We start from the raw sequence: 20,937 nt of genomic DNA on the forward strand, positions 1-20,937 counted from the left end.
TGGATCACGGACCGGGCTGCGGACTGGGCTGCGAGCCGGGCCGGGCGGCGGGCTGCGGGCCGGGTTCGAAGGTGACCGGGAGCCCTGCGGGGGCGGTTCCGGTGGGGGCGATCTGAAGGGTCTTGAGCGCGAACTCCATGACCTTCTTGTAGATGGGGCCGCAGATCTGGCCGCCGAAGTAGCTGCCCTTCGTCGGGTTCTGGATGGCGCAGTAGACGGTGATCCGCGGGTCGTCGGCGGGCGCGAAGCCGGCGAAGGAGGCGGTGTAGCCCTTGTAGCGGCCGGTGGCCGGATCCACCCGGTTGGAGGTGCCGGTCTTGCCGCCGACCCGGTAGCCGGGGATGCGGGCCTTGGTGCCGGTGCCCTCCTGGTCGTCGACCACCGATTCGAGCATCTCGGCGAGGGTCTTGGCGGTCTCCGGGCTGACCACCTGCCTGCGTTCGGGCGCCGGGGCCGGGGTGAAGCGGCCGTCGGGACCCTTGGTGCCGCGGACCAGGGTGGGCTCGATGCGGACGCCCCCGTTGGCGATGGTCGAGTACACGGAGGCCGCCTGCATGGCGTTCACGGACAGGCCCTGGCCGAAGGGGATCGTGTACTGCTGGGAGGTGGACCAGTCCTGGGGCTCGGCGAGGATGCCCCGGGACTCGCCGGGGTAGTCCAGGCCGGTGGGCTGCCCCATCCCGAACTTGGTCAGGTAGGAGTGCAGCACCTTGTTGGCCTCGGGCTGGGTGGGCCCGAGCTGGCCGGTGGCCAGGATGGTGCCGATGTTGGAGGACTTGGCGAGGACCCCGTTGAGGGTCAGGTACCAGGTCGGGTGGTCGATGTCGTCCTTGAACAGCCGGTCGCCCCGGTGCAGCCGGTTGGGGACCTCGACGTGGGTCTCCGGCGTGGCCTTCTTCTCCTCCAGCACGGCGGCCATCGACATCACCTTGGCGGTGGAGCCGGGCTCGTACACGTCCTGGAGGGCGGCGTTGCCCATGGCGGCGGAGCGGGCCCGGGTCAGGTCGTTGGGGTCGAAGCCGGGGGCGTTGGCCATGGCCAGCACCTCGCCGGTGCGGGTGTCCTGGACGATCACGTAGCCGCGGTCGGCCTCGGACTTCTGGACCTGCTCGGCGATGGCGCTCTGCGCCGCCCACTGGATGTCGCGGTCGATGGTCAGCTCGATGTCCTCGCCGGGGACGGCGGGCTTCTCGCTGGAACCGGCCGTGGGCACCCGGCGGCCGCCGGACTGGGCGTAGGTGACCTCGCCGTCCTTGCCGGACAGCTTCTTGTCGAGGGAGGACTCCAGCCCTCCGCCGCCCTTGCCCTCGGCGTTGACGTAACCCAGTATCCCGGCGGCGAGGTCGCCGCCGGGATACACGCGCTTGCTGCTGTTCTCGTTGAACACGCCGGCGAGGACGTTGGCGCCGGGGCCGTTGTTCTTCTTGTCGGCCGCCGCCTTGTCCGCGAAGACCCGCTTGAGGTCCTTGATCTGGTTCCAGACCTGCGGGGTCTGGCGCTGGGCGAGGACGACGTACCGGGTGTTCTTCGTCTTCAGCCGGTCGGCGATCTCCTTGGCGTCCTTGCCCAGGATCGGCGCGAGGAGGGCGGCCGCCTGCTCGGGGGCGTCCGGGGCCTTGCTGTCCTGCGGGGTGAACATCTTCGGGTCGGCCGTGATGTCGTACGCGTCCACGCTGGTGGCCAGGGCCACGCCCTTGCGGTCGGTGATCTCGCCGCGCTCGGCGGCCAGCTTGACGCTGGTGTACCTGTTCTTCGAGGCCTCGGCGGAGAAGGCGCGGGCGTCGACCGCCTGCACCTGGAGGAGCCGGACCACGAAGACGAGCATGACGAGGGTCAGGCCGACGCTGACCAGGCGCAGCCGGGGCCGGGGGCTGCCGAGCCGGATGGTGTGGGGCCCGCGCGACGCGGCGGGCCGCCGGGCCCCGGGGCGCGCGCCCGCCGGGCGGGCGGTGGCGCCGCGCGGCCTCCCCGGCCCGGGCACCCGCCTGCGCGGCGGCTCCTGCGGGCTCACGCCGTCACCGCCCGCGTCCGGGGGCGGCGGGGGGGCGGGGTGGGGAAGGGCCCCGCAGGGCTGCGCACCGGCACCGCGGAACCTGCCATCGGCGTCACGACGTCACCTGCCTGGGTTGGGGGTGGGCTGCTGCGGGGGTGAGGGCTGCGGCGCCGGCGCGGCGGAGCCGCCGGGCGCGGGGCCGGCCGCCGGGGACCGCCCCGGCTCCGACGCGGGGGCGGACGCGGGGGCCGACGCCGGGGCGGAGGCCTCGGGGGACGCCGGGGCGGGGGCCGCGGGCGGGGCCGCAGGCGTCGACGGGGGCGGCGGGACCTCGGCCACCGAGACGGCCCCGCTGACCTTGCCGTCGGGGGCGAGGAAGACGGGGCTGCCGCCCGGGACCAGGCCCAGCTCGTGCGCCCGGCGCTGGAGCGCGTCGGGGGCGGAGTAGCCGTCCACGTCCCGCTGGAGCGCCTGCTCCTCGTCGGTGAGCGCGGTGGTCTCCTTCTTGAGCTTGCTGAGCTGGAAGGAGCCCTCGTTCAGCGCCGAGTTCAGCAGCAGCAGGCTGATCAGGCCGCCGCCCAGGAGGGCGACGACCAGCAGGACGAAGGGCATCCGCGCCGCCTGGCCCGCGGAGCCGCCCGGGCGCCCCGGCCCGCCGGGACGGCTCGGGGGAGCCGGCCGGCTGCCGAGCGCCCGGCCGAGGCGGGCCGCCCGGCCGCGCGTCAGAGTGGCGACCTTCCCCGCCTTCCCGGTCCCGCCGCCCCCGGCGGTCACAGGTGGGCCTCCCGGATGCGTTCGACCCCGCGGAACCTGGCCGGGGCGGCCCGCCGGTTCTCGGCGATCTCCTCCTCGGTCGGCAGTTCCGCGCCGCGCGTCAGCAGCTTCAGCTTCGGCTGGTACTTCTCCGGGACCACGGGCAGGCCGGGCGGGGCCGTGGAGGCGGCACCGGCCGCGAAGACCTGCTTGACCAGGCGGTCCTCCAGCGAGTGGTACGAGAGCACGGCGATCCGGCCGCCGACCGCGATCCGGTCGACCGCCGCCGGAATGGCCCGCTCCAGCCCGGACAGCTCGCCGTTGACCTCGATCCGCAGGGCCTGGAAGGTCCGCTTGGCCGGATTGCCCCCGGTCCGCTTCGCGGCCTGCGGCAGGGAGTCGCGGATCAGCTCGACCAGCCGGGCGCTGTCGGTGAAGGGTTCCTTGTCCCGCTCCCGGACGATCGCGGACACGATCCGCTTGGCCTGCTTCTCCTCGCCGTACTGGCGCAGGATCCGGACCAGCTCGCCGGGCGCATAGGTGTTGAGCACCTCGGCCGCGCTGATGCCCGTCGTCTGGTCCATCCGCATGTCCAGGGGTGCGTCCTGGGCGTAGGCGAAGCCGCGGTCGGCCTCGTCCAGCTGCATGGAGGAGACGCCGAGGTCGAAGAGGATGCCCTGGACGGCCGGGATGCCCAGCCCGTCGAGCACCTCGGCCAGGTCGGCGTAGATCGCGTGGACCAGGGTGGCCCGGTCCCCGAAGGGGGCGAGCCGCTCGCCGGAGAGCCGCAGGGCCTCCTTGTCGCGGTCGAGGCCGATCAGGCGCGCCTCGGGGAACCGGGTCAGCAGGGCCTCGCTGTGGCCGCCGAGGCCGAGGGTGCAGTCGACGACGACGGCCCCGGGCCTCTCCAGCGCCGGGGCCAACAGGTCCAGGCACCGCTGGAGCATCACCGGGACGTGTCGGGACTCGCTAGTCAAAGCGCCCTCTCAGATAACGGCGCGGCAGGCGTACGCACCGCCGGCTGCCCGCCCTCCCCCGGCTGTCGCCGGGAGGTGCCCCGGAAGGGCGACCGGTGCGCCGGCGCCGTTGAGGTGGCGCCGGCCGGCCGGTGAGCGGAAGATGGCCGGGCCGTACGTACGCGCCGCGCACGCGGAGTGTTCGTCGGGGGCCGGGCGGCCGGTGAGGGCCGGGCTCCGGCCGGTTCGCGCCACTTTAGTGCAACGGTCGCCGCGGTCAACGAACCGCCCCGCGCGCCGTCGCCGCCTCTCCTGCGGAACCGGCAGATGCCGTGAATCACCCGGACGGCGACCCCCTCCCACCCCTGTGGGTTAGCTCACAACCTGACTTGTTGACCTTCTTTGTCCACCCTCACGCGAGACCTTTGCCCGCGGTGACCACTACCGTCGTACCCATGACGACTTCCGCATCCCTGCCTGCCGCGTCCACGCCCGGGGCATCCGGCGGCGGCTCCGTCACCGACCGACTGGTCGAGGCGAACCGCTCCTACGCGGCCGAGTTCACGGACCCCGGCATGGACGCCCGGCCGGTCCTCCGGGTGGCCGTGGTGGCGTGCATGGACGCCCGCCTCGACCTGCACGCCGCTCTGGGCCTCGAACTCGGTGACTGCCACACGATCCGCAATGCGGGCGGCGTGGTCACCGACGACACCATCCGCTCCCTCACGATCAGCCAGCGGGCCCTCGGCACCCGCACGGTCATACTCATCCACCACACCGGCTGCGGCCTCGAAAGCCTGACCGAGGACTTCCGGCACGAGCTGGAGGACGAGGTCGGCCAGCGCCCCGCCTGGGCCGTCGAGGCCTTCCGGGACGTCGACCAGGACGTCCGCCAGTCCATGCAGCGGGTCCGCACGAACCCCTTCCTGCCGCACAAGGACGATGTGCGAGGCTTCGTCTTCGACGTGCACACCGGACTCCTGCGGGAGATCGATCCCAGCTCCTGAGTGACACAAGCCCGTAAAGCCGTCAACAATGCGGGGTGACACCCCCCGGGAACCCTCCGGGGCGGTGTCCGTGTTTGGGGTGGGCCGGTCATGCGCCAAGGGCGTCGGCCCTGAGCTAGGGCCGAGGAGAACCAGGTGACCACGTACGACGACCGAGCGAGCCTCGCGGATCTGACCAGCACGGCGGAGCGGGTGCGCCACTCGGTCGAGAGCGTGATCGAGGGCAAGCCCGAGGTCGTCCGCCTCGCGCTGACCGTGCTGCTCGCCGAGGGGCACCTGCTGATCGAGGACGTCCCCGGCGTCGGCAAGACCATGCTCGCCAAGACCCTCGCCAAGTCGATCGACTGCTCGGTGCAGCGCATCCAGTTCACCCCGGACCTGCTGCCCTCCGACATCACCGGCGTCAGCATCTACGACCAGCAGCGCCGCGAGTTCGAGTTCAAGCCGGGCGCGATCTTCGCGCAGATCGTCATCGGCGACGAGATCAACCGCGCCTCCCCCAAGACCCAGTCCGCACTGCTGGAGTCGATGGAGGAGCGCCAGGTCACCATCGACGGCACCACCTACGCGCTGCCGAGCCCCTTCATGGTCGTCGCCACCCAGAACCCGGTGGAGATGGAGGGCACGTACCCGCTGCCCGAGGCCCAGCGCGACCGCTTCATGGCCCGGGTCTCCGTCGGCTACCCCAGCGCCGAGGCGGAGCTCCAGATGCTCGACGTGCACGGCGGACTCTCCCCGCTCGACGACCTGACGGCGGTCGCGCACGCCCACGACATCGTCAAGCTGATCGAGGCCGTGCGCGAGGTGTACGTGGCCGACCCGGTCCGGCGCTACGTCGTCGACCTGGTCTCCGCCACCCGCAGCCACCCGGACCTGCGCCTGGGCGCCTCGCCCCGCGCCACCCTGCACCTGCTGCGGGCCGTGAAGGCCTCCGCCGCGCTCTCCGGCCGCGACTACGTGCTGCCCGACGACGTCCAGGCGCTGGCCGGGCCCGTCCTCGCGCACCGGCTGCTGCCGACCGCGCAGGCCCAGCTGAACCGGCGCAGCGCCGAGCAGGTCGTCCACGACATCCTCCAGCGCACCCCCGTCCCCGCCGCGCACGTCCGCGGCGAGATGCCGCCCGGCGCGGGCATCCGGGGCTTCTGATGAACGCCGGTGCCCCGCGCGGCGCCGGCGGCCGGCCCGACGGCGACGGGACCGACCGCGGCCACGACGCCGGCGGGCTGCGCGCCTCGCTGTCGGGGCTGACGACCCGCGGCCGCTCGTTCCTGGCCGCCGGGACGGCCGCCGCCGCGTGCGCGTACGTCCTGGGCCAGGGCGAACTGCTCCGGGTCGGGCTGCTGCTGGCCCTGCTGCCCCTGATCTGCGTCTACGCCCTGCACCGCACCCGCTACCGGGTCTCGGGCAGCCGCCGGCTGACCCCGGGCCGGGTCTCCGCGGGCTCCGAGGCCCGGGTGCAGCTGCGGATGGACAACGTCTCCCGGCTGCCCACGGGCCTGCTGATGCTCCAGGACCGGGTGCCCTACGTGCTCGGGCCGCGGCCCCGCTTCGTCCTGGACCGGGTCGAGCCGGGCGGCCGCCGGGAGGTGTCCTACCGGGTCCGCTCCGACCTGCGCGGACGCTATCCGCTGGGCCCGCTCCAGCTGCGGCTGACCGACCCCTTCGGGCTGGTCGAGCTGACGCGGTCGTTCAGCGCCTACGACACCCTCACCGTCGTCCCGCGCACCGAACCGCTGCCGCCGGTCCGGCTGGCCGGCGAATCCTCCGGCTACGGCGACGGCAGCCGCCGGTCGCTGGCCCTCGCCGGTGACGACGACGTGATCCCGCGCGGCTACCGGCGCGGCGACGACCTGCGCCGGGTGCACTGGCGATCCACCGCCCGCTACGGCGAGCTGATGGTGCGCCGCGAGGAGCAGCCGCAGCGCAGCCGGGCGACCGTGCTGCTGGACACCCGGCGCCTGGCCTTCGAGGGGGCCGGCCCGGACTCCGCCTTCGAGTGGGCCGTGTCGGGCGCCGCCTCCACGCTGGTGCACCTCCTCGAACAGGGCTTCGCGGTGCGCCTGCTGACGGACACCGGGGACTCGGTGCCCGGCGGTGCCGGCGGATCCGACAACTACAGCTCGTCCGGCGGACACGACTCCGCAGCCGCCGCCGGACTGATGATGGACACCCTCGCGGTCGTCGGCCACTCCGACGGCGCGGGCCTCTCGCGGGCCTACGACGCGGTGCGCGGCGGGGGCGGCGGCTTCGGCGGAGCCGGCGGTGACGGGCTCCTCATCGCCTTCTTCGGCGATCTGGACGACGTACAGACCGAGCTGGCGGCCAAGCTGCGCCAGCGGGCGGCGGGCGCCGTGGCCTTCGTACTGGACTCCGCGGCCTGGGCCGGGCAGCCGGCGCGGGCGCAGGACGTGCCGGCGCTGGAGGAGCGGCTGCGCCGGCTGCGCGACGCGGGCTGGACGGCGCTGGCCGCCCCGCCCGGGGTCGCCTTCGGCGAGCTGTGGAGACAGGCCGGGACCGCCCCGATCGGCACGGGTACCACCGGAGGGCTGCGATGAGCGGGCGCGCGAGACTGACGCTGTTCGCGCTGCTGGCGACGCTGCTGACCTCCTGGTCGCTGGTCCCGCTGGTGGAGGCGCAGGGCTGGATGCTCCAGGCGGCGCTGCTGCTGGGCGTGCAGAGTGCGGTGGGGGCGGGTGCCCGGCGGCTGCCGCTGGGGCGGTCGCTGACGGTGGCGTCGCAGCTGCTGGTGTCGCTGCTCCTGCTCGTGCTCCTGTTCGCGGGGAAGGGCGGTTCCACGGGGAGCGGCCCGCTGGCGTACCTGGTGACGGACTTCGGCGCGCTGTTCCGGCAGGGCGTCCAGGACGTGGGCGAGTACGCGATCCCGGCCCCGCTGACGGACGGCATCCGGCTGCTGCTGGTGTCCGGGGTGCTGCTGATCGGGCTGCTGGTGGACGTGCTGGCGGTGACCGTACGGACGGCCGCCGCGGCCGGTCTGCCGCTGCTCGCGCTGTACTCGGTGGCCGCGGGCCTGTCGGGCGGCGGGGAGGCCTCCTGGGTCTCCTTCGTGCTCGCGGGCTGCGGGTACCTGATGATGCTGCTGGCCGAGGGCCGCGACCGGCTGGCGCAGTGGGGCCGGGTCTTCGGCACGGGCTCGCGGGACCGCGGCCCGTCCTCCTCCGGCCTCAGCGCCACCGGCGGGCACGCGACGGCTCCGGTACGCACCGGGCGGCGGATCGGCGTGGTGGCGCTGGGCCTGGCGCTGGTGGTGCCGGCAGCGCTCCCCTCGCTCGGCGGCGGGATGCTGGGCGGGCAGGGCAACGGCGAGGGCGGCAGCGGGGTGGGCGGGACGATCTCCGCGGTCAACCCGCTGGTCTCCCTGCAGAGCAACCTGAACGCGCAGGACAACCGGGTCGTGCTCAAGTACGTGACGGACAGCCCCCAGCAGAGCGAGCAGTACCTGCGGTTCCTGGCGCTGGACGAGTTCAACGGGGTGAAGTGGGAGGCCTCCGGGCGGTCGCTGGCCGACGTCCCGACGCGGATGCCGAATCCGCCCGGCCTCGGTGACCAGGTCCGCGGGACCGCGACCGAGGTGTCGACGAACGTGTCGGCGGCGGACGGCTACACCCAGCGCTACCTGCCCATGCCGTACCCGGCGACGAGCGTGGACATCAGCGGGAAGTGGCGTTTCGAGCCGGCCGGCCGGACGCTGGTCGGGGACCAGCTCGGCAAGGACAGGTTCCAGAACGTCCAGGGCGCGCAGTACCGGGTGCGGAGCCTGCTGCTCCGGCCGACGGTGGCGCAGCTCCAGAACGCCCCGCAGCCCGATCCCGCGGTGCGGGCCGAGTACACGAAGCTGCCGGACAACCTGCCGCCGGTGGTCGCCGAGACGGCTCGCAAGGTGACGCAGGGCGCGAAGGACGACTACACGCGGGCCGTGAAGCTCCAGGACTTCTTCGCCGTGAACGGCGGATTCCGCTACGACACGAAGACGGCCTCGGGTACCGGTCCGGACGCGGTCGCGCGTTTCCTCGCCGACAAGGAGGGCTTCTGCGTCCACTTCGCGTTCTCCATGGCGGCGATGTCCCGCTCGCTGGGCATCCCGGCGCGGGTCGCGGTGGGCTTCACCCCCGGCGAGAAGCAGTCGGACGGCACGGTGAACGTGTGGATGCGCGACGCGCACGCGTGGCCGGAGCTCTACTTCGAGGGCGTGGGCTGGACCCGGTTCGAGCCGACGCCCCGCGCGGGCATCTCGGTGCCGGACTACACCCGGCCGCAGGCGCCGGCGGCCCAGCCGTCCGCCCCGGCACCGCTGCCCTCGCAGAACGCCGCGCAGCCCTCGGCGGCGCCCTCGCAGGCCGAGGACTGCCCGCCGGAGATGAAGAAGCTCGGCGAGTGCGGCGGCCCGGCGCTCACGCAGGAGGCCGGGTCCGGGGGCGGCGGTCCCTCGCTGACGTCCGTCCTCGGCTGGACCGCGGCGGCCCTGGCGCTGGTCGGCCTGCCGCTCCTGCCGCTGCTGTGGCGCACCCGCGTACGGACCCGGCGGCTGGCGGCCGGGGAGGTGACGCGGGCCTGGCGGGAGCTGGGCGACGCCGCCTGGGACGTGGGCGTCGCCCCGGACGAGGCCCTGTCCCCGCGCCGGGCGGCTACCCGGATCGTGGAGCTGGGCCGCCTGGAGGCGGAGGCCGCCGGGGCCGTCCACCGGATCACGGCAGCGCTGGAGCGGACCCTGTACGCCCGGGCGGGCACCACGGTCGCCTACCCGGAGCTGGCGCGGGACGTGCTGACGGCCCGTGCGGGTCTGCTGGCCGGGGTGGGCCGCGGTACGCGGCTGCGCGCCCTGCTGCTGCCGCGTTCGGCGGCGCGCGTCTCCTGGGCGGTGTCGGCCCGCTGGGCGGGCGTGGCCCCGGCGGTCTCGGCGCGGCTGGCCGCCGTACGCCTGCGGCTTCCGCTGCGGGGCCGCGGCTGACGGGAGCGGCCCCTGCGGCCCGTGGACGCGACAGTGCGGCGAGGCTCGATCCCCCCGAGCCCCGCCGCACTGCTCACTGCGTCACCGGGTCCCTCGTTCCCCTCCCGGTCACGGGCGGAGGTTCCCGGTCCGCTCCGCGGCCCCGTGTCCGCGGTACGGACCGGGCCTCCTGCCCGTTGCCCCCAGTCTGGCGTCCGCGCCGGCGGGGGCCATCCGCGCGCGTACTCATCTCCGCGCCTGGGTACGGGTACTCAGTCGCGCGGCGGCCCCACCAGTTGTACGGGCCGGCGGGCCCGGACGGCACCGCCGACCGGGGGGTGCCGTCAGCGGTTTCCGCTGACCCGGCCGCGCAGCAGCAGGGACAGCGCCGAGTGCACGTCGTCCAGGGAGCGTTCGCTCTGGAAGGACTGCCAGTCCAGGGCGGCCACCAGCACCATCCCCACCAGCGCGGCGGCGGTGAGCGGCACGTCGATCTCGCCGCTCAGTTCACCGCGTTCGACCCCCTCGCGCAGCACGGTCTCCACCACGGCCACCGCTTCCCGGCGGACCACCATCAGGGTGGACTGCCAGGCCCGGTTGGTCCGCCACAGCTCCGCGACGTACAGCTGGGTGAAGGCCGGGTAGCGGTCGATGAAGACGAGCCCCGCCCGGATCATCGCGTCGAGCGCCTCGACGCGGCTGCCGCCCCGGGCCTCCGTCTCCTCCGCCGCGGTGCGCAGCGAGACGGTGAGCAGGCCGACGCCGTGCCGCAGCAGCTCCTCGAAGAGGTCGTTCTTGCTCGCGAAGTTGTAGTAGACGGTGCCCTTCGCCACTCCCGCCCGTTCGGCGATCTCCTCGACCGTGGTCGCGGAGAAGCCCTGCTCGGCGATGAGCGTCACGGCTGCTTCGTAGAGCTTCTGCCGGGTGGCCCGGCGTCGGGCGCCGCCGGTGCCCGTACCGGTGCTGCTGCTTTCCATGGCGCTGATTGTCACAGGTCAACACGTCCCTCACGGGCTCAGGCCTACAGGCTCAGTTCCGGGTGCAGCCGGTCCATCGTCCAGACCTGCTTGCCGCGGGCGGCGAGGGCGGTCAGGGCCAGGGCTCCGACGGTGAATGCGGTCAGGACCGCGCAGCCCTGCCAGACCGGGCCGAGGTCGCCGCCGGTGATGAGGCGGCGCAGGCTCTCGACGACGTAGGACATCGGCAGGTAGGGGTGGACGGCGTTGAAGAAGTCCGGGCTGGTCTGGACGGGGTACGTGCCGCCCGCCGAGGTCAGCTGGAGCATCAGGAAGGCGAGCACCAGGATGCGTCCGGCCGCACCGAACTTGGCGTTCAGCCATTGGACGATCGCCGCGAAGCAGCCGCTGACGAGCACCAGGAAGGCGACGGTCAGCGCCGGCCGGGACATCTCCAGGCCGAGGCCCGGGGCCCAGTGGAGCACCGCCATCAGCAGGCCCACCTGGGCGGCGCCGATGCCCACCACGGGCAGCCAGCCCGCGAGGGCGATCCGCCAGGGCGAGGCGCCGGCGGACAGGGCCCGCCGGTTCATGGGCGCGATCAGCATGTAGGCGACCATCGCGCCGACCCACAGGGAGAGCGGGATGAAGTAGGGGGCGAAGCCGGTGCCGTAGTTGGGCGCCTTGTGCAGGGACTGGTTGGCGAGCCGGATCGGGTCGGACATGACCTCGGTGCGGGCGTCGCGCTGCTGCTGGTCGTAGTCGGGGATCTTGCCGGCGCCTTCGTGCAGGCCGTCGGCGAGGTCCCGGTTTCCGTCGACGAGCTTGTACATGCCGCCGTCGAGGCTGTGCGCCCCGTCGCCGAGCTTGCCGACGCCCTCGTCGATGGCGCCGGAGCCGCTGGTGGCGGAGCCGAGGCCGGTGTGCAGCTGGGCCATGCCGGTGGCGACCTTGTGGGCGCCGGTGTTGAGGGCGTTGACCTGGGAGACGGCCGCGTCGAGGTCCCCGGCCAGGCCGGGCGCCTTGACGACGAGCTCGCGGGCCTTGTTCTCCAGGTCGGTCAGCTGGGTCCGGAGCTTGCCGACGTCGCCGTTGGCGTTCTGGGCCAGGGTGCTGACGTCGCCGGTGAGTTCGGCGGCCTCGGCCGCGTCGTCCTTGATCTTCTTCAGGTCGGGGCAGGTGGCCAGGTGCGGCTCCGCGCCGGGGGTGACGCAGTGCCGGGTGTAGTAGGCGTCCGAGCCGGAGGCGGCCTTCTTGGCGGCGGTGGCCGCGGCCGGGGCCTTCTGGGCGAACGTGTCGAGGTGGTTCTTCACGACCTTCGCGGTGTCGGCGACCAGCTCGGCGGTGTCGGCCAGGTTCTTGGGGTCGCTGACGAAGGGGCGGGCCTTGGCGGCGGCGCCGTTGACCTTGTCGGCCAGGGCCTGGGTGCCGTCGGCGACGCTCTTGGAGCCGGTCTTCAGCTGGCCGGAGGCGGTGTTCAGCTTCTTCAGGCCGCCGTTGAGCTCGCCGGTCTTCTCCTTGGCGGTGTCGAGGCCGGCCGCGAGGTCCTTGGCGCCCTGCTTGGCCTTGTCGGCGCCGTCCTTGAGCTTGTCGGCCCCGTCGGCGGCCTCGGCGGTCTTGTCGTGCAGGTCGGAGAAGTTGACGAAGATCTTGTCGAGGAAGCCGCGGGAGGCGTTGGTGGACGCCGCCGTGCGGACCTCGGCGAAGACGGTGCGGGAGATCGAGCCGACGATGTAGTTGTTGGCGTCGTTCGTGCGGACCTGGAGGGCTCCCGTCGTGGGGTCCTCGCCGGAGCTGGAGGCGATCTTCTCGCTGAAGTCGGCGGGCATCGTGAGGGTGAGGTAGTACTTCCCGTCCTCCAGCCCCTCGGCCGCCTCTTCGGCGCCGACCTCGCGCCAGTCGAAGGTCTTGCTGTCGCGGAGCTTCTTGGTGATCTCGTCGCCCGCGTCGATGCGTTCGCCGTCGACCGTGGTGCCGCGGTCGGCGTTCACGAGGGCCACGGGCACCTTGTCGAGGCGGCTGTAGGGGTCCCAGAAGGACCACAGGTACAGGGCTCCGTACAGCAGCGGCAGCAGGAGCAGTGAGACGAGTGCGGCCCGGGGCAGCTTCCCCCGCCCGAACCGCTTCATCTCAAGCGCGGCCAGCTTCGGCGAGCGCATCGTCCTCCCCCTTCGTGTCGTCGTCGTTCTCGTTCTCGTTCTCGCCCGTGTCCGCGTCCGCGTCCGCGTCCGTGTCCGTGTCCGCGTCCGTGTCCATGTCCGCGTCCGTGTCCATGTCCGCGTCCGCGGAGTCGGCGGGGTCGGCGGGCGGTTCGCCGTCTTCGTCCGCGGAGTCGCCGGCCGGGGTGGAAGCCGGATCCTTCGCGGATCCGGCCGGGGCCTCGGCGGGCACGGTGCGCAGGATCGTCGCGTCGGCGGGTGCCTCGCTGCAGACGGCGAGGACGGTGATCCCGGTCGCGGTGATCGAGCGCAGCAGGACCCAGGCCTCTTCGCGTTCCGCGTCCGAGAGCTTCAGGTCGAGGTCGTCGAAGGCGAGCAGCCGCGGGGTCCCCAGCAGGGCGATGGCAACGGACAGCCGTACGGCTTCCAGGCGTTCCAGGTCCCGTACGGAGGTGCGCCCGCCCTTGGGCAGCGCGGCGAGGTCCAGCCCCGCGGCGGCGAGGGCGGCTTCGATCCGGGCCGTGGCCGCGGCGCGGCGTTCGGCGCGCGGGCGCAGCAGGGCGCGGACCGGGCCGTCGTAGCGGCGGTGGAGCAGGGCCCCCTCACGCAGCTGTTCGGCGACGGTGAGGGCCTGGTCGAGGTCGTTGACCCCGGGCACCGGGCCGAGGGCGGCGATCCTGCGGACCGCCGCCATGTGCTTCGGCAGCCGGTGGCCGCCGATCTCGGCGCGGCCCGCGGTGGGCTTCATGCGGCCGGTGAGCGCGAGGAGCAGGCAGGTCCGGCCACTGCCGGAGGGGCCCTCGACCGCGATGAGCGAGCCGGGTGCCGCGTCGATGCCGACTCCCTGGAAGGCCCAGCCGCGCGGGCCCTTGAGTCCGAAGTCCTCGGCCCTGACGGCCGCGCCGTGCGGGCTGTCCACGCCGTCCCCCTTCTTTTTGAACTGACCAGTCAGTTCAAAAACTACCAGCCTCCGGAGCACCAGGCGCGCAGCGGGGGGAAGTTGTCCGGTCCAGGACCGCAGAAGTGCAGGTCAGCGCGATTGTCAGTGGCGCCCGTCACGATGGGGACAAGGCGATGAACACCACGCGCCGAAGGCAACGCAACGACAGGAGGTTCGTCATGGCCACACCGTCCCCGTCCCCTGTCCATCCCGTCCTGCGGAGGTCCGCCGCTCCACCGGCCGCTCTCGACCTGCTCGCCAAGGCCCGTGCCGGTCTGGCCGAGGCCGCGGGCCTGCCCCGGCCCGGCGAGCGGTACGCCACGGCCCACCTCGCCGCCCTGCGCGCCGCCGCCTCGGTGCTCGCCGCGCGCGGCCGGGCCGAGCCGGTCAACCCGCGGCGGCGGCCCCGGATCCGCAGCACCTGGGAGCTGCTGCCGGAGCTGGCCCCGGAGCTCGCCGAGTGGAGCGCGCTGTTCGCCTCCGGCGCCGCGCGCCGGGCCCGGGCCGAGGCGGGCATAGCCGACGCGGCGAGCGACCGCGAGGCGGACGACCTGGTGCGCGCCGTCGCGATGTTCGTGCGCCTGGTGGAGCGGATGCTCGCCCTCCAGGCGCCGGGGCCGGGGCCGCTCCCGACCGGGCCGCACCCCGTACCGCAGGCCGTGCCGCAGCAGCGTCCGGAGCGTCCGGACGCGGGATGAGCTGCCCGGCAGCGGAAGGCCCTAAGGTGGGGGACGGGTGGGGCGCGCACCGCTCACCCCCTTCCTTTCCTACCGCGCCGAGGAGCCATCTGCCGTGTCGGACACTTCCCGCCCCCGAGCCTCCCTTCGCACCGCCGTGGTGTGGGAGGTCCTCAAGGAGGCACTCGACCGCCGGGTGAAGGCGACCGGGCGGGACGTGCTGGACGTGCTGGACACGGGCGGCGGCACCGGCAAGTTCGCCGTGCCGGTGGCCCGTCTGGGCCACCGGGTCACCGTGGTCGACCCCAGCCCGAACGCCCTGTTCGGGCTGGAGCGCCGGGTGGCCGAGGCCGGCGTCGCCGACCTGGTCCGCGGTGTCCAGGGCGACGCCCAGGGCCTGCTGGACGTCGTCGACCGCGGTGCCTACGACGTGGTGCTCTGCCACGGCGTGCTGGAGTACGTGGACGACCCGGCGGAGGGCGTGGCCAACGCGGAGGCCGCCCTGCGGCCCGGCGGCACGCTGAGCCTGCTGGCCGCCGGCCTCGGCGGCGCCGTGCTCGCCCGCGCGCTGGCCGGGCACTTCACCGAGGCCCGTACGGCCCTCACCGACCCGGCCGGCCGCTGGGGCGCGGGCGACCCGGTGCCGCGGCGGTTCACCGCCGAACAGCTCGCCGAGCTGGTCGGCGGCGCCGGTCTGGCGGTCGGTGCGGTGCACGGCGTCCGCGTCTTCGCGGACCTCGTCCCCGGAGTCCTGGTGGACACCGAGCCGGGTGCGGTCGAGGCGCTGCTGCGTCTGGAGGAGGCCGCCGCCGAGCTGCCCGCCTTCCACGCGGTCGCGACGCAACTGCACGTTCTGGGCGAGAAGCAGTCCTGATCTGCGTTCTTCCTCGGATGCAGTGAGCCACAAGACCCTCCGCTCCGGCACTCCGCCCCGTATGATCGGGGGCAGTGACCGGCATGGTGAACGGGCCACTGGGGAATAACCGCCTCAGCGACCCCTCCCGCGACGGTACGGTTTCTGCGTCGTGTCAATCGGAACGTGGCGTAGAGGGCGGGTATCACGGGGGCGATTCCCCGCCTATCCTGAAGGGGACCCCTGGTCGCTACCCCCCGCGACCGACGGATGAGGAGGACTCCCGTGCCGCTCTCGGAGCACGAGCAGCGCATGCTCGAGCAGATGGAGCGAGCGCTGTACGCCGAAGATCCCAAGTTCGCGACAGCGCTTGAGGGAAGCGGACTGCGTACGTATACCCGGCGACGGGTCTACCAAGCAGTCGCAGGCATTGTGGTGGGTATCGCGCTCCTCATGACCGGTGTGATCATTCCGAACGTACTCTGGGTCAGTGTGGTGGGGTTCCTCGTCATGCTGGGCTGTACGGTCCTCGTGGTCACCGGTTGGCGCAAGGCACCCAAGCCTGGCGAGCAGCCCGTCTCCGGCAGTACAGGCGGTTCTGCCGATGGCCAGAACCGGCAGCGTCGGTCGATGATGACCCGCATCGAGGAACGGTGGCAGCGCCGCCGTGACGAACAGGGGCAGTGACCCCGACAGACATGAGCACGGATGAGGGGACGGCCGCCGGACGGCGGCCGTCCCCTCCCTGCTCCCCGCGTGCCCGCCGCAGTGCGCCGCGGCTCCTGCCGGATCACCCTTTCTGCGCCATGATGATCCGGTGAGTGTGCTCCCCCTGGTCTTCACCAGCGGCTGGGCCAGCGGGATCAACGCCTACGCGGTGGTCCTGCTGCTCGGCATCTTCGGCGCGGCGGGCCTGACCGACGAGGTCCCCGAGTCCCTCCAGCGCACCGACGTGCTGATCGCCGCGGGCGTGCTGTTCCTCTGCGAGGCGGTGGCCGACAAGATCCCGTACCTGGACTCGGCGTGGGACGCCGTCCACACCGTGATCCGCCCGGTCGCGGGTGCGGTGGTCGGCGCCCTGCTGGCGGGGCAGAGCGGTTCGCTGTCCGACATCACTGCCGCTGCGGTCGGCGGCTCCACCGCTCTGGCCAGCCACTTCGTCAAGGCCGGCACCCGGATGGCGATCAACACCTCGCCCGAGCCGTTCACCAACGTCGTGATGAGCACCGCCGAGGACCTGGGGGTGGGCGCCCTCGTCACCTTCGCGATGTTCAACCCCGAGGCCGCGGCGGTCATCGCGGCAGTGCTGCTGGCCGCGGGGCTGGCCCTGCTGGTGTACCTCTGGACCCGGATCCGCCGCTTCCTTCGCCGCCGCGCCCAGCGCCGCGAGGAGAAGCGGCTCGCCGCCGAGGCCCGCCGGATCACCGGGCCACCACCCCGCTGAGGGCCGCCCGCAGCCTCGATAGGCTCACCCCATGGCACGAATTGCGGTGATCGGCGCCGGCATGGGCGCGATGGCGACGGCGGCCCGGCTGGCGGTGGCGGGGCACCGGGTGACGGTGTACGAGCGCGGCTCCACCTACGGAGGGGCGGTCGGCCTGCGCGAATGCGAGGGCTTCTCCTTCGACACCGGGCCGGGGCTGCTGCACCTGCCCGCCGTCTACCGGGACCTGTTCGTGAAGACCGGCAAGCGGCCCCTGGAGGACTGCCTCGACCTGGTCCAGGTGGATCCGGCCCTGCGGCACGTCCTGCCCGGGCACGGCATCGACGTCACCCTCCCGGGCGCCTCCCGCGGGGGCGTCGCCGCCTCCTTGGACGGGGCCTTCGGCCAGGGGGCGGGCGAGCGCTGGAACGGCATGCTGGGCCGGGCCCGGGACGCCTGGGACGCCACCCGCCGCCCCCTGCTGGAGGAACCGCTGCGCCCCGACTGGCAGGTCCTCGGCCGCGACCCGTACCCCGCGCTGCGCAGGAGCGGCCTGCTGCGCCGCCGCCCGCCGACCTTGGCCGAGGTGGCCGGCCGCGAGCTGGGCGGGGGCCTCGGCGAGCTGCTGACCGCCCGGGTCGCCTCGTACGGCGTCGACCCGGGCCGGGCGCCCGCCGCGGCGGCCGTACTGCCGTACATGGAGCAGACCTTCGGCAGCTGGTACCCGCGCGGCGGGATGCGGGCGCTGGCGACCGCCGTGTACGAGCGGTGCCTGGAACGGAAGGTGGAGTTCGTCTTCGGGGCCGGGGTGGAGGACGTCCTCGTCCGGGACGGCCGGGCGGCCGGGCTGCTGCTGTCCGACGGCGGCGAAGCGGCCGCCGATTCCGTCGTGTGCGGCGTGGACCCCCGGCTGCTGGCGGCCACCGCTGACCGGCCGGACGGCGCCGCTCCGCTCCGCGGGGCCGGGATGCCGTCGCGACTCACCCTGTTCCTCGCGCTGAGCGGCCCCCGCCCCGCGGATGCCGTCCACCGCACCCTCGTGCACTCCCCCGCCGGTCCGGTCGTCACCGTGCTGCGGCCCGACGACCCGGCCACCCGGCCCGACGCCGACCACGAAGCGGTGACCGTGAGCGCGGTGTGCGGCCCCGGGGCTCCCGGCGGCGCGGCCGCGGCCCCCGGGCCCGAAGAGCTGCTGGACCTCGCCGCACACGCCGTCCCCGGGCTGCGGGAGCGGCTGCTGTGGCAGGAGGTGCGTACGCCCGCGGACATCGAGGAGGCCACGGGCGCTGCGGGCGGAGCGGTGCCCGCTCCGGCTCTCGCGGGGGCGGAGGGGCGGTTCCTCTACCCGGCGAACCTCACGGCCGTGCCCGGGCTGTACCTGGCCGGCGGCTGGGCCCATCCCGGCGGCGGGCTGGCGCACGCCGGGATGACCGGGGCCCTGGTGGCCGGGCTGATCGTGGAGGGCGCGCAGTTCCGCGGCTCCCGGTGACCGCCCGCCGCGCCGGGCGGCCGGGGCGGCCCGGCGGAAGCGGTCAGTAGCGGTACTGCTCGTACTCCCCCGTGCCCTGGTGGGGGTACGGGTACTGCTGCGGCGCGTCGCCCTGCTCCTCCGCGGGGTAGGGCTGGGTGACGTCGCGCTGCTGCGGGACCCAGACCCCGCCGGGCGGGGTGTCGGTGGAGTACTGCTGCTGCCCGTAGTCGCCGTAGGGCGCGTAGCCGGAGTAGTCGCCGCCGGGCTGCGGCACCACCCCGCCGGTGGTGCCGATGTACGGGTCCGAGTAGGCGGCGTAGACCTGCTGGCCGCCCGCCGGGTAGCCCGCGGTGTAGTCGTAGCCGCCGGAGCCGCCCTGGCCCTGCTGGTCGTAGTACGCGGCGTACTGGTGGGCGTCCTGCTCCGCCGTGGTGAACGGCGAGGCGAAGGCCTCGGGCACGCCGATGGCGGGCGGTGCGGCGGTGAAGCTCTGGATCCCGTAGGACCCGGTCTCCTCGGGCACCGGCTCAGGGCTGTAGACGTCCTCGGCGGTGTCCCGGAACTCCCGCTCCGAGGCGGGCCGTTCGGCCTCGTCCGCGTCCACGCCCCCGGCGCCGTACTCCAGCGCGGTCACCTGGAGCGCCGCTTCCGGACGCGCTTCGCCCCCGGCACGGCGCCGTCCGCTCTTCCGTACGGGTTCCCCGCCCCGGCGCAGCGCCCAGCCGGCCACGAATCCCTTGCGGAAGGAGAGCGTCACCAGGGTCTGGCCCACCGCGAACGCGGTCGCGCCGACCCCGATGACCAGCACGGACGGCAGCACCACTCCGGCGACCACGCCCACGAAGCCGGTGAAGGCGAGCAGGCGCCAGCGGAGCCGGGCCTTGTACTGCATCAGGACCTCGGCAAGCAGCCACAGCGCGACGAATCCGAACGCGATGTAGAGGACCGTCATTCCCACGCGTGGCCCCTCTCGGTGCGGCCGACCCCCCGGCAACGGGGTCGGCCGATCAGGCCCGCTGGTGCAGGCCCAGGTTCTCGTAGATCTCGAGAGTCGCCGTGGAATTGTTCAGCGTGATGAAGTGCAGCCCCGGGACACCCTCGGACAGCAGCCGCGCGCAGAACTCCGTGGCGAACTCGATGCCAATGGAGCGTACAGCGGCCGGGTCGTCCTTGACCGCGAGCATGCGTTCTTTTACAGCGGCCGGGAAGACCGCGTTGCTGAGTTGCGGCAGCCGGTCGAGCTGCTTGATGCCCACAACAGGCATGATCTCGGGGATGATCGGGGTCTCGCAGCCCGCCTTCTCGACACTGTCGCGCAGCCGCAGATAGTTTTCCTCGTCGAAGAACATCTGGGTGATCGCATAGTCGGCACCCGCGCGGCACTTGTCCACGAAGTGCCGGATGTCCGTATCCCAGTCCGTCGATCGCGGGTGCATCTCGGGGAAGGCCGCGACGCCCACGCAGAAGTCGCCGGACTCCTTGACCAGCCGGACCAGGTCGGCCGCGTAGTGGACGCCTTCCGGGTGGGCCACCCACTCGCCCATCGGGTCGCCCGGCGGGTCGCCGCGCAGGACGAGCATGTTGCGGATGCCGGCGTCGGCGAACTGCCCGATGACGTTGCGCAGCTCGGCGACCGAGTGGTCCACGGCGGTGAGGTGCGCGACGGGGGTCAGGGTGGTGTCGGCGGCGATCTGCTGGGTGGCGCGGACGGTCCCGCCGCGGGTGGTGCCGCCGGCCCCGTAGGTCACGGAGACGAAGCTGGGGGCGACCGCCTCGACCCGGCGGAGCGCGTTCCAGAGGTTGCGCTCGCCCTTCTCGGTCTTCGGGGCCCAGAACTCGAAGGAGTAGGAGTGCCCGGACGCGAGGAGGTCGCGGACCGTGTGTGCACGATCCGACCAGGTGGAGGAGGTTCCAAGGGCCATACGGGCAGGTTAGACGCGGCCTTGCGGACACCGAAGCCGCGTCCACCCATTGGACACGTTTTTGGACACGTTTTTGGACACCTGGTGGGCGGTAGGCCCTACGGGTGGGTGAGGCGGGCGCGGACGCGCCGGGCGAGGTCGGCCGCGGCCGAGCCGGGATCGGTGGCCTCGGTGAGCGCGCGGACTACGACGACCCGGGTGGCGCCCGCGTCGAGCACCTCGTCCAGATTCGTGCCGTCGATGCCGCCGATGGCGAACCAGGGCCGGTCCTGCTCCAGGGAGGCCGCGTACCGGACGAGCCCGAGGCCGGGGGCGAACCGGCCCGGCTTGGTGGGGGTCGGCCAGCAGGGGCCGGTGCAGAAGTAGTCCACGCCCGGCTCGGCGGCGGCCGCGTCGACCTCGCTCTCGGCGTGGCAGGACCGGCCGATGAGCAGGTCCTCGCCGAGGACGGCGCGGGCGGCGGGGACGGGTATGTCGCCCTGGCCGAGGTGCAGGACGTCGGAGCCGATGGCGTGGGCGACGTCGGCGCGGTCGTTCACGGCGAGGAGCTTGCCGTGGCGGCGGGCGGCGTCGGCGAAGACCTGGAGGTGTTCGAGCTCCTCGCCGGCTTCCATGCCCTTGTCCCGGAGCTGGACGATGTCCACGCCTGCGGCCAGGACGGCGTCGAGGAATTCGGGGAGGTCCCCCTGTCGCTTGCGTGCGTCGGTGCACAGGTAGAGCCGGGCGTCGGCCAGCTGGGCGCGCGCGTCGTTCGCGGACATGGATAACCCCCGGGGTGGGCGGTGGGGCCGGGAGGGGGCGCGGCGGGGGCCCCGGCGGGGGGGGGCGGGCCCACGGGAGGGGGGGGGCGCGCGGGGGCCGCCGGGGCCAGACCCACCACCG

The 20,937-nt window shown here is 73.7% G+C and carries 18 protein-coding genes; 9 read left to right on the forward strand and 9 right to left on the reverse strand.

Annotated elements, in window-relative coordinates; genetic code table 11:
• Positions 1–4: 4 nt before the first annotated feature.
• From ACFWUZ_RS07895 to rsmH, 3 genes are all read right to left on the reverse strand, one after another.
• Positions 5–2,011 (reverse strand): peptidoglycan D,D-transpeptidase FtsI family protein, encoded by a 2,007-nt coding sequence (locus tag ACFWUZ_RS07895; protein ID WP_384368788.1) that lies wholly within the window; start codon positions 2,009–2,011, stop codon positions 5–7.
• Positions 2,012–2,113: 102 nt separating this feature from the next.
• Positions 2,114–2,767: a septum formation initiator family protein gene (locus tag ACFWUZ_RS07900; RefSeq protein WP_384368790.1), complete on the reverse strand. Its 654-nt coding sequence runs from the start codon at positions 2,765–2,767 to the stop codon at positions 2,114–2,116.
• Entirely contained in the window at positions 2,764–3,693 is a 930-nt protein-coding gene (gene rsmH, locus ACFWUZ_RS07905) for a 16S rRNA (cytosine(1402)-N(4))-methyltransferase RsmH (RefSeq protein ID WP_384368896.1), read from the reverse strand. Before rsmH ends, ACFWUZ_RS07900 begins: the two co-directional genes overlap by 4 nt.
• 464 nt (positions 3,694–4,157) lie before the next feature.
• Here rsmH and ACFWUZ_RS07910 point away from each other — a divergent pair, with 464 nt between their 5' ends.
• The 4 genes from ACFWUZ_RS07910 to ACFWUZ_RS07925 all read left to right on the forward strand — a co-directional run bounded on the left by ACFWUZ_RS07910 (position 4,158) and on the right by ACFWUZ_RS07925 (position 9,675).
• Complete coding sequence (locus tag ACFWUZ_RS07910; RefSeq protein WP_384368793.1) at positions 4,158–4,709, forward strand: beta-class carbonic anhydrase; 552 nt, start codon at positions 4,158–4,160, stop codon at positions 4,707–4,709.
• Positions 4,710–4,844: 135 nt separating this feature from the next.
• Entirely contained in the window at positions 4,845–5,855 is a 1,011-nt protein-coding gene (locus ACFWUZ_RS07915) for an AAA family ATPase (protein ID WP_384368796.1), read from the forward strand.
• A complete protein-coding gene (locus ACFWUZ_RS07920) occupies positions 5,855–7,264 on the forward strand; it encodes a DUF58 domain-containing protein (protein WP_384368799.1) in 1,410 nt (469 codons plus the stop codon). The genes ACFWUZ_RS07915 and ACFWUZ_RS07920 overlap by 1 nt, the downstream gene beginning before the upstream one ends.
• Entirely contained in the window at positions 7,261–9,675 is a 2,415-nt protein-coding gene (locus ACFWUZ_RS07925) for a transglutaminaseTgpA domain-containing protein (RefSeq protein ID WP_384368802.1), read from the forward strand. Before ACFWUZ_RS07920 ends, ACFWUZ_RS07925 begins: the two co-directional genes overlap by 4 nt.
• Positions 9,676–9,998: 323 nt before the next feature.
• Here the strand turns inward: ACFWUZ_RS07925 and ACFWUZ_RS07930 are convergent, their stop codons facing one another.
• From ACFWUZ_RS07930 to ACFWUZ_RS07940, 3 genes are read right to left on the reverse strand one after another with little or no spacing between them, the layout of a single operon-like run.
• Entirely contained in the window at positions 9,999–10,631 is a 633-nt protein-coding gene (locus ACFWUZ_RS07930; RefSeq protein WP_384368805.1) for a TetR/AcrR family transcriptional regulator, read from the reverse strand.
• Positions 10,632–10,675: 44 nt separating this feature from the next.
• A complete protein-coding gene (locus ACFWUZ_RS07935) occupies positions 10,676–12,769 on the reverse strand; it encodes a YhgE/Pip family protein (protein ID WP_384368808.1) in 2,094 nt (697 codons plus the stop codon).
• A complete protein-coding gene (locus tag ACFWUZ_RS07940) occupies positions 12,741–13,688 on the reverse strand; it encodes an ATP-binding cassette domain-containing protein (RefSeq protein WP_384368811.1) in 948 nt (315 codons plus the stop codon). The genes ACFWUZ_RS07935 and ACFWUZ_RS07940 overlap by 29 nt, the downstream gene beginning before the upstream one ends.
• A gap of 200 nt (positions 13,689–13,888) precedes the next feature.
• On the opposite strand from ACFWUZ_RS07940, the gene ACFWUZ_RS07945 reads away from it, so the two are divergent.
• From ACFWUZ_RS07945 to ACFWUZ_RS07965, 5 genes are all read left to right on the forward strand, one after another.
• Positions 13,889–14,407, forward strand: coding sequence for an SAV_6107 family HEPN domain-containing protein (locus ACFWUZ_RS07945; protein WP_384368814.1), 519 nt, complete (start codon positions 13,889–13,891; stop codon positions 14,405–14,407).
• Positions 14,408–14,501: 94 nt separating this feature from the next.
• Positions 14,502–15,260 carry a methyltransferase domain-containing protein gene (locus tag ACFWUZ_RS07950; protein WP_384368817.1) on the forward strand — a complete coding sequence of 253 codons (759 nt, stop codon included), beginning with the start codon at positions 14,502–14,504 and terminating at the stop codon, positions 15,258–15,260.
• 264 nt (positions 15,261–15,524) lie between these two features.
• Positions 15,525–15,926 carry a DUF3040 domain-containing protein gene (locus ACFWUZ_RS07955; protein WP_384368820.1) on the forward strand — a complete coding sequence of 134 codons (402 nt, stop codon included), beginning with the start codon at positions 15,525–15,527 and terminating at the stop codon, positions 15,924–15,926.
• Positions 15,927–16,056: 130 nt separating this feature from the next.
• Positions 16,057–16,683: a DUF4126 domain-containing protein gene (locus ACFWUZ_RS07960; protein ID WP_384368823.1), complete on the forward strand. Its 627-nt coding sequence runs from the start codon at positions 16,057–16,059 to the stop codon at positions 16,681–16,683.
• A gap of 31 nt (positions 16,684–16,714) precedes the next feature.
• On the forward strand, positions 16,715–18,151 hold the full coding sequence (locus ACFWUZ_RS07965) for a phytoene desaturase family protein (protein ID WP_384368826.1): 1,437 nt from the start codon (positions 16,715–16,717) through the stop codon (positions 18,149–18,151).
• Positions 18,152–18,194: 43 nt separating this feature from the next.
• Here ACFWUZ_RS07965 and ACFWUZ_RS07970 read toward each other — a convergent pair whose 3' ends face one another.
• From ACFWUZ_RS07970 to thiE, 3 genes are all read right to left on the reverse strand, one after another.
• On the reverse strand, positions 18,195–19,091 hold the full coding sequence (locus ACFWUZ_RS07970) for a hypothetical protein (protein WP_384368829.1): 897 nt from the start codon (positions 19,089–19,091) through the stop codon (positions 18,195–18,197).
• 49 nt (positions 19,092–19,140) lie between these two features.
• A complete protein-coding gene (gene metF / locus ACFWUZ_RS07975; RefSeq protein WP_384368832.1) occupies positions 19,141–20,055 on the reverse strand; it encodes a methylenetetrahydrofolate reductase [NAD(P)H] in 915 nt (304 codons plus the stop codon).
• Positions 20,056–20,153: 98 nt separating this feature from the next.
• A complete protein-coding gene (gene thiE, locus ACFWUZ_RS07980) occupies positions 20,154–20,816 on the reverse strand; it encodes a thiamine phosphate synthase (protein ID WP_384368835.1) in 663 nt (220 codons plus the stop codon).
• Positions 20,817–20,937: the final 121 nt, after the last annotated feature.

Source organism: Streptomyces sp. NPDC058646 (assembly GCF_042716875.1).
Classification (GTDB): Bacteria; Actinomycetota; Actinomycetes; order Streptomycetales; family Streptomycetaceae; genus Streptomyces.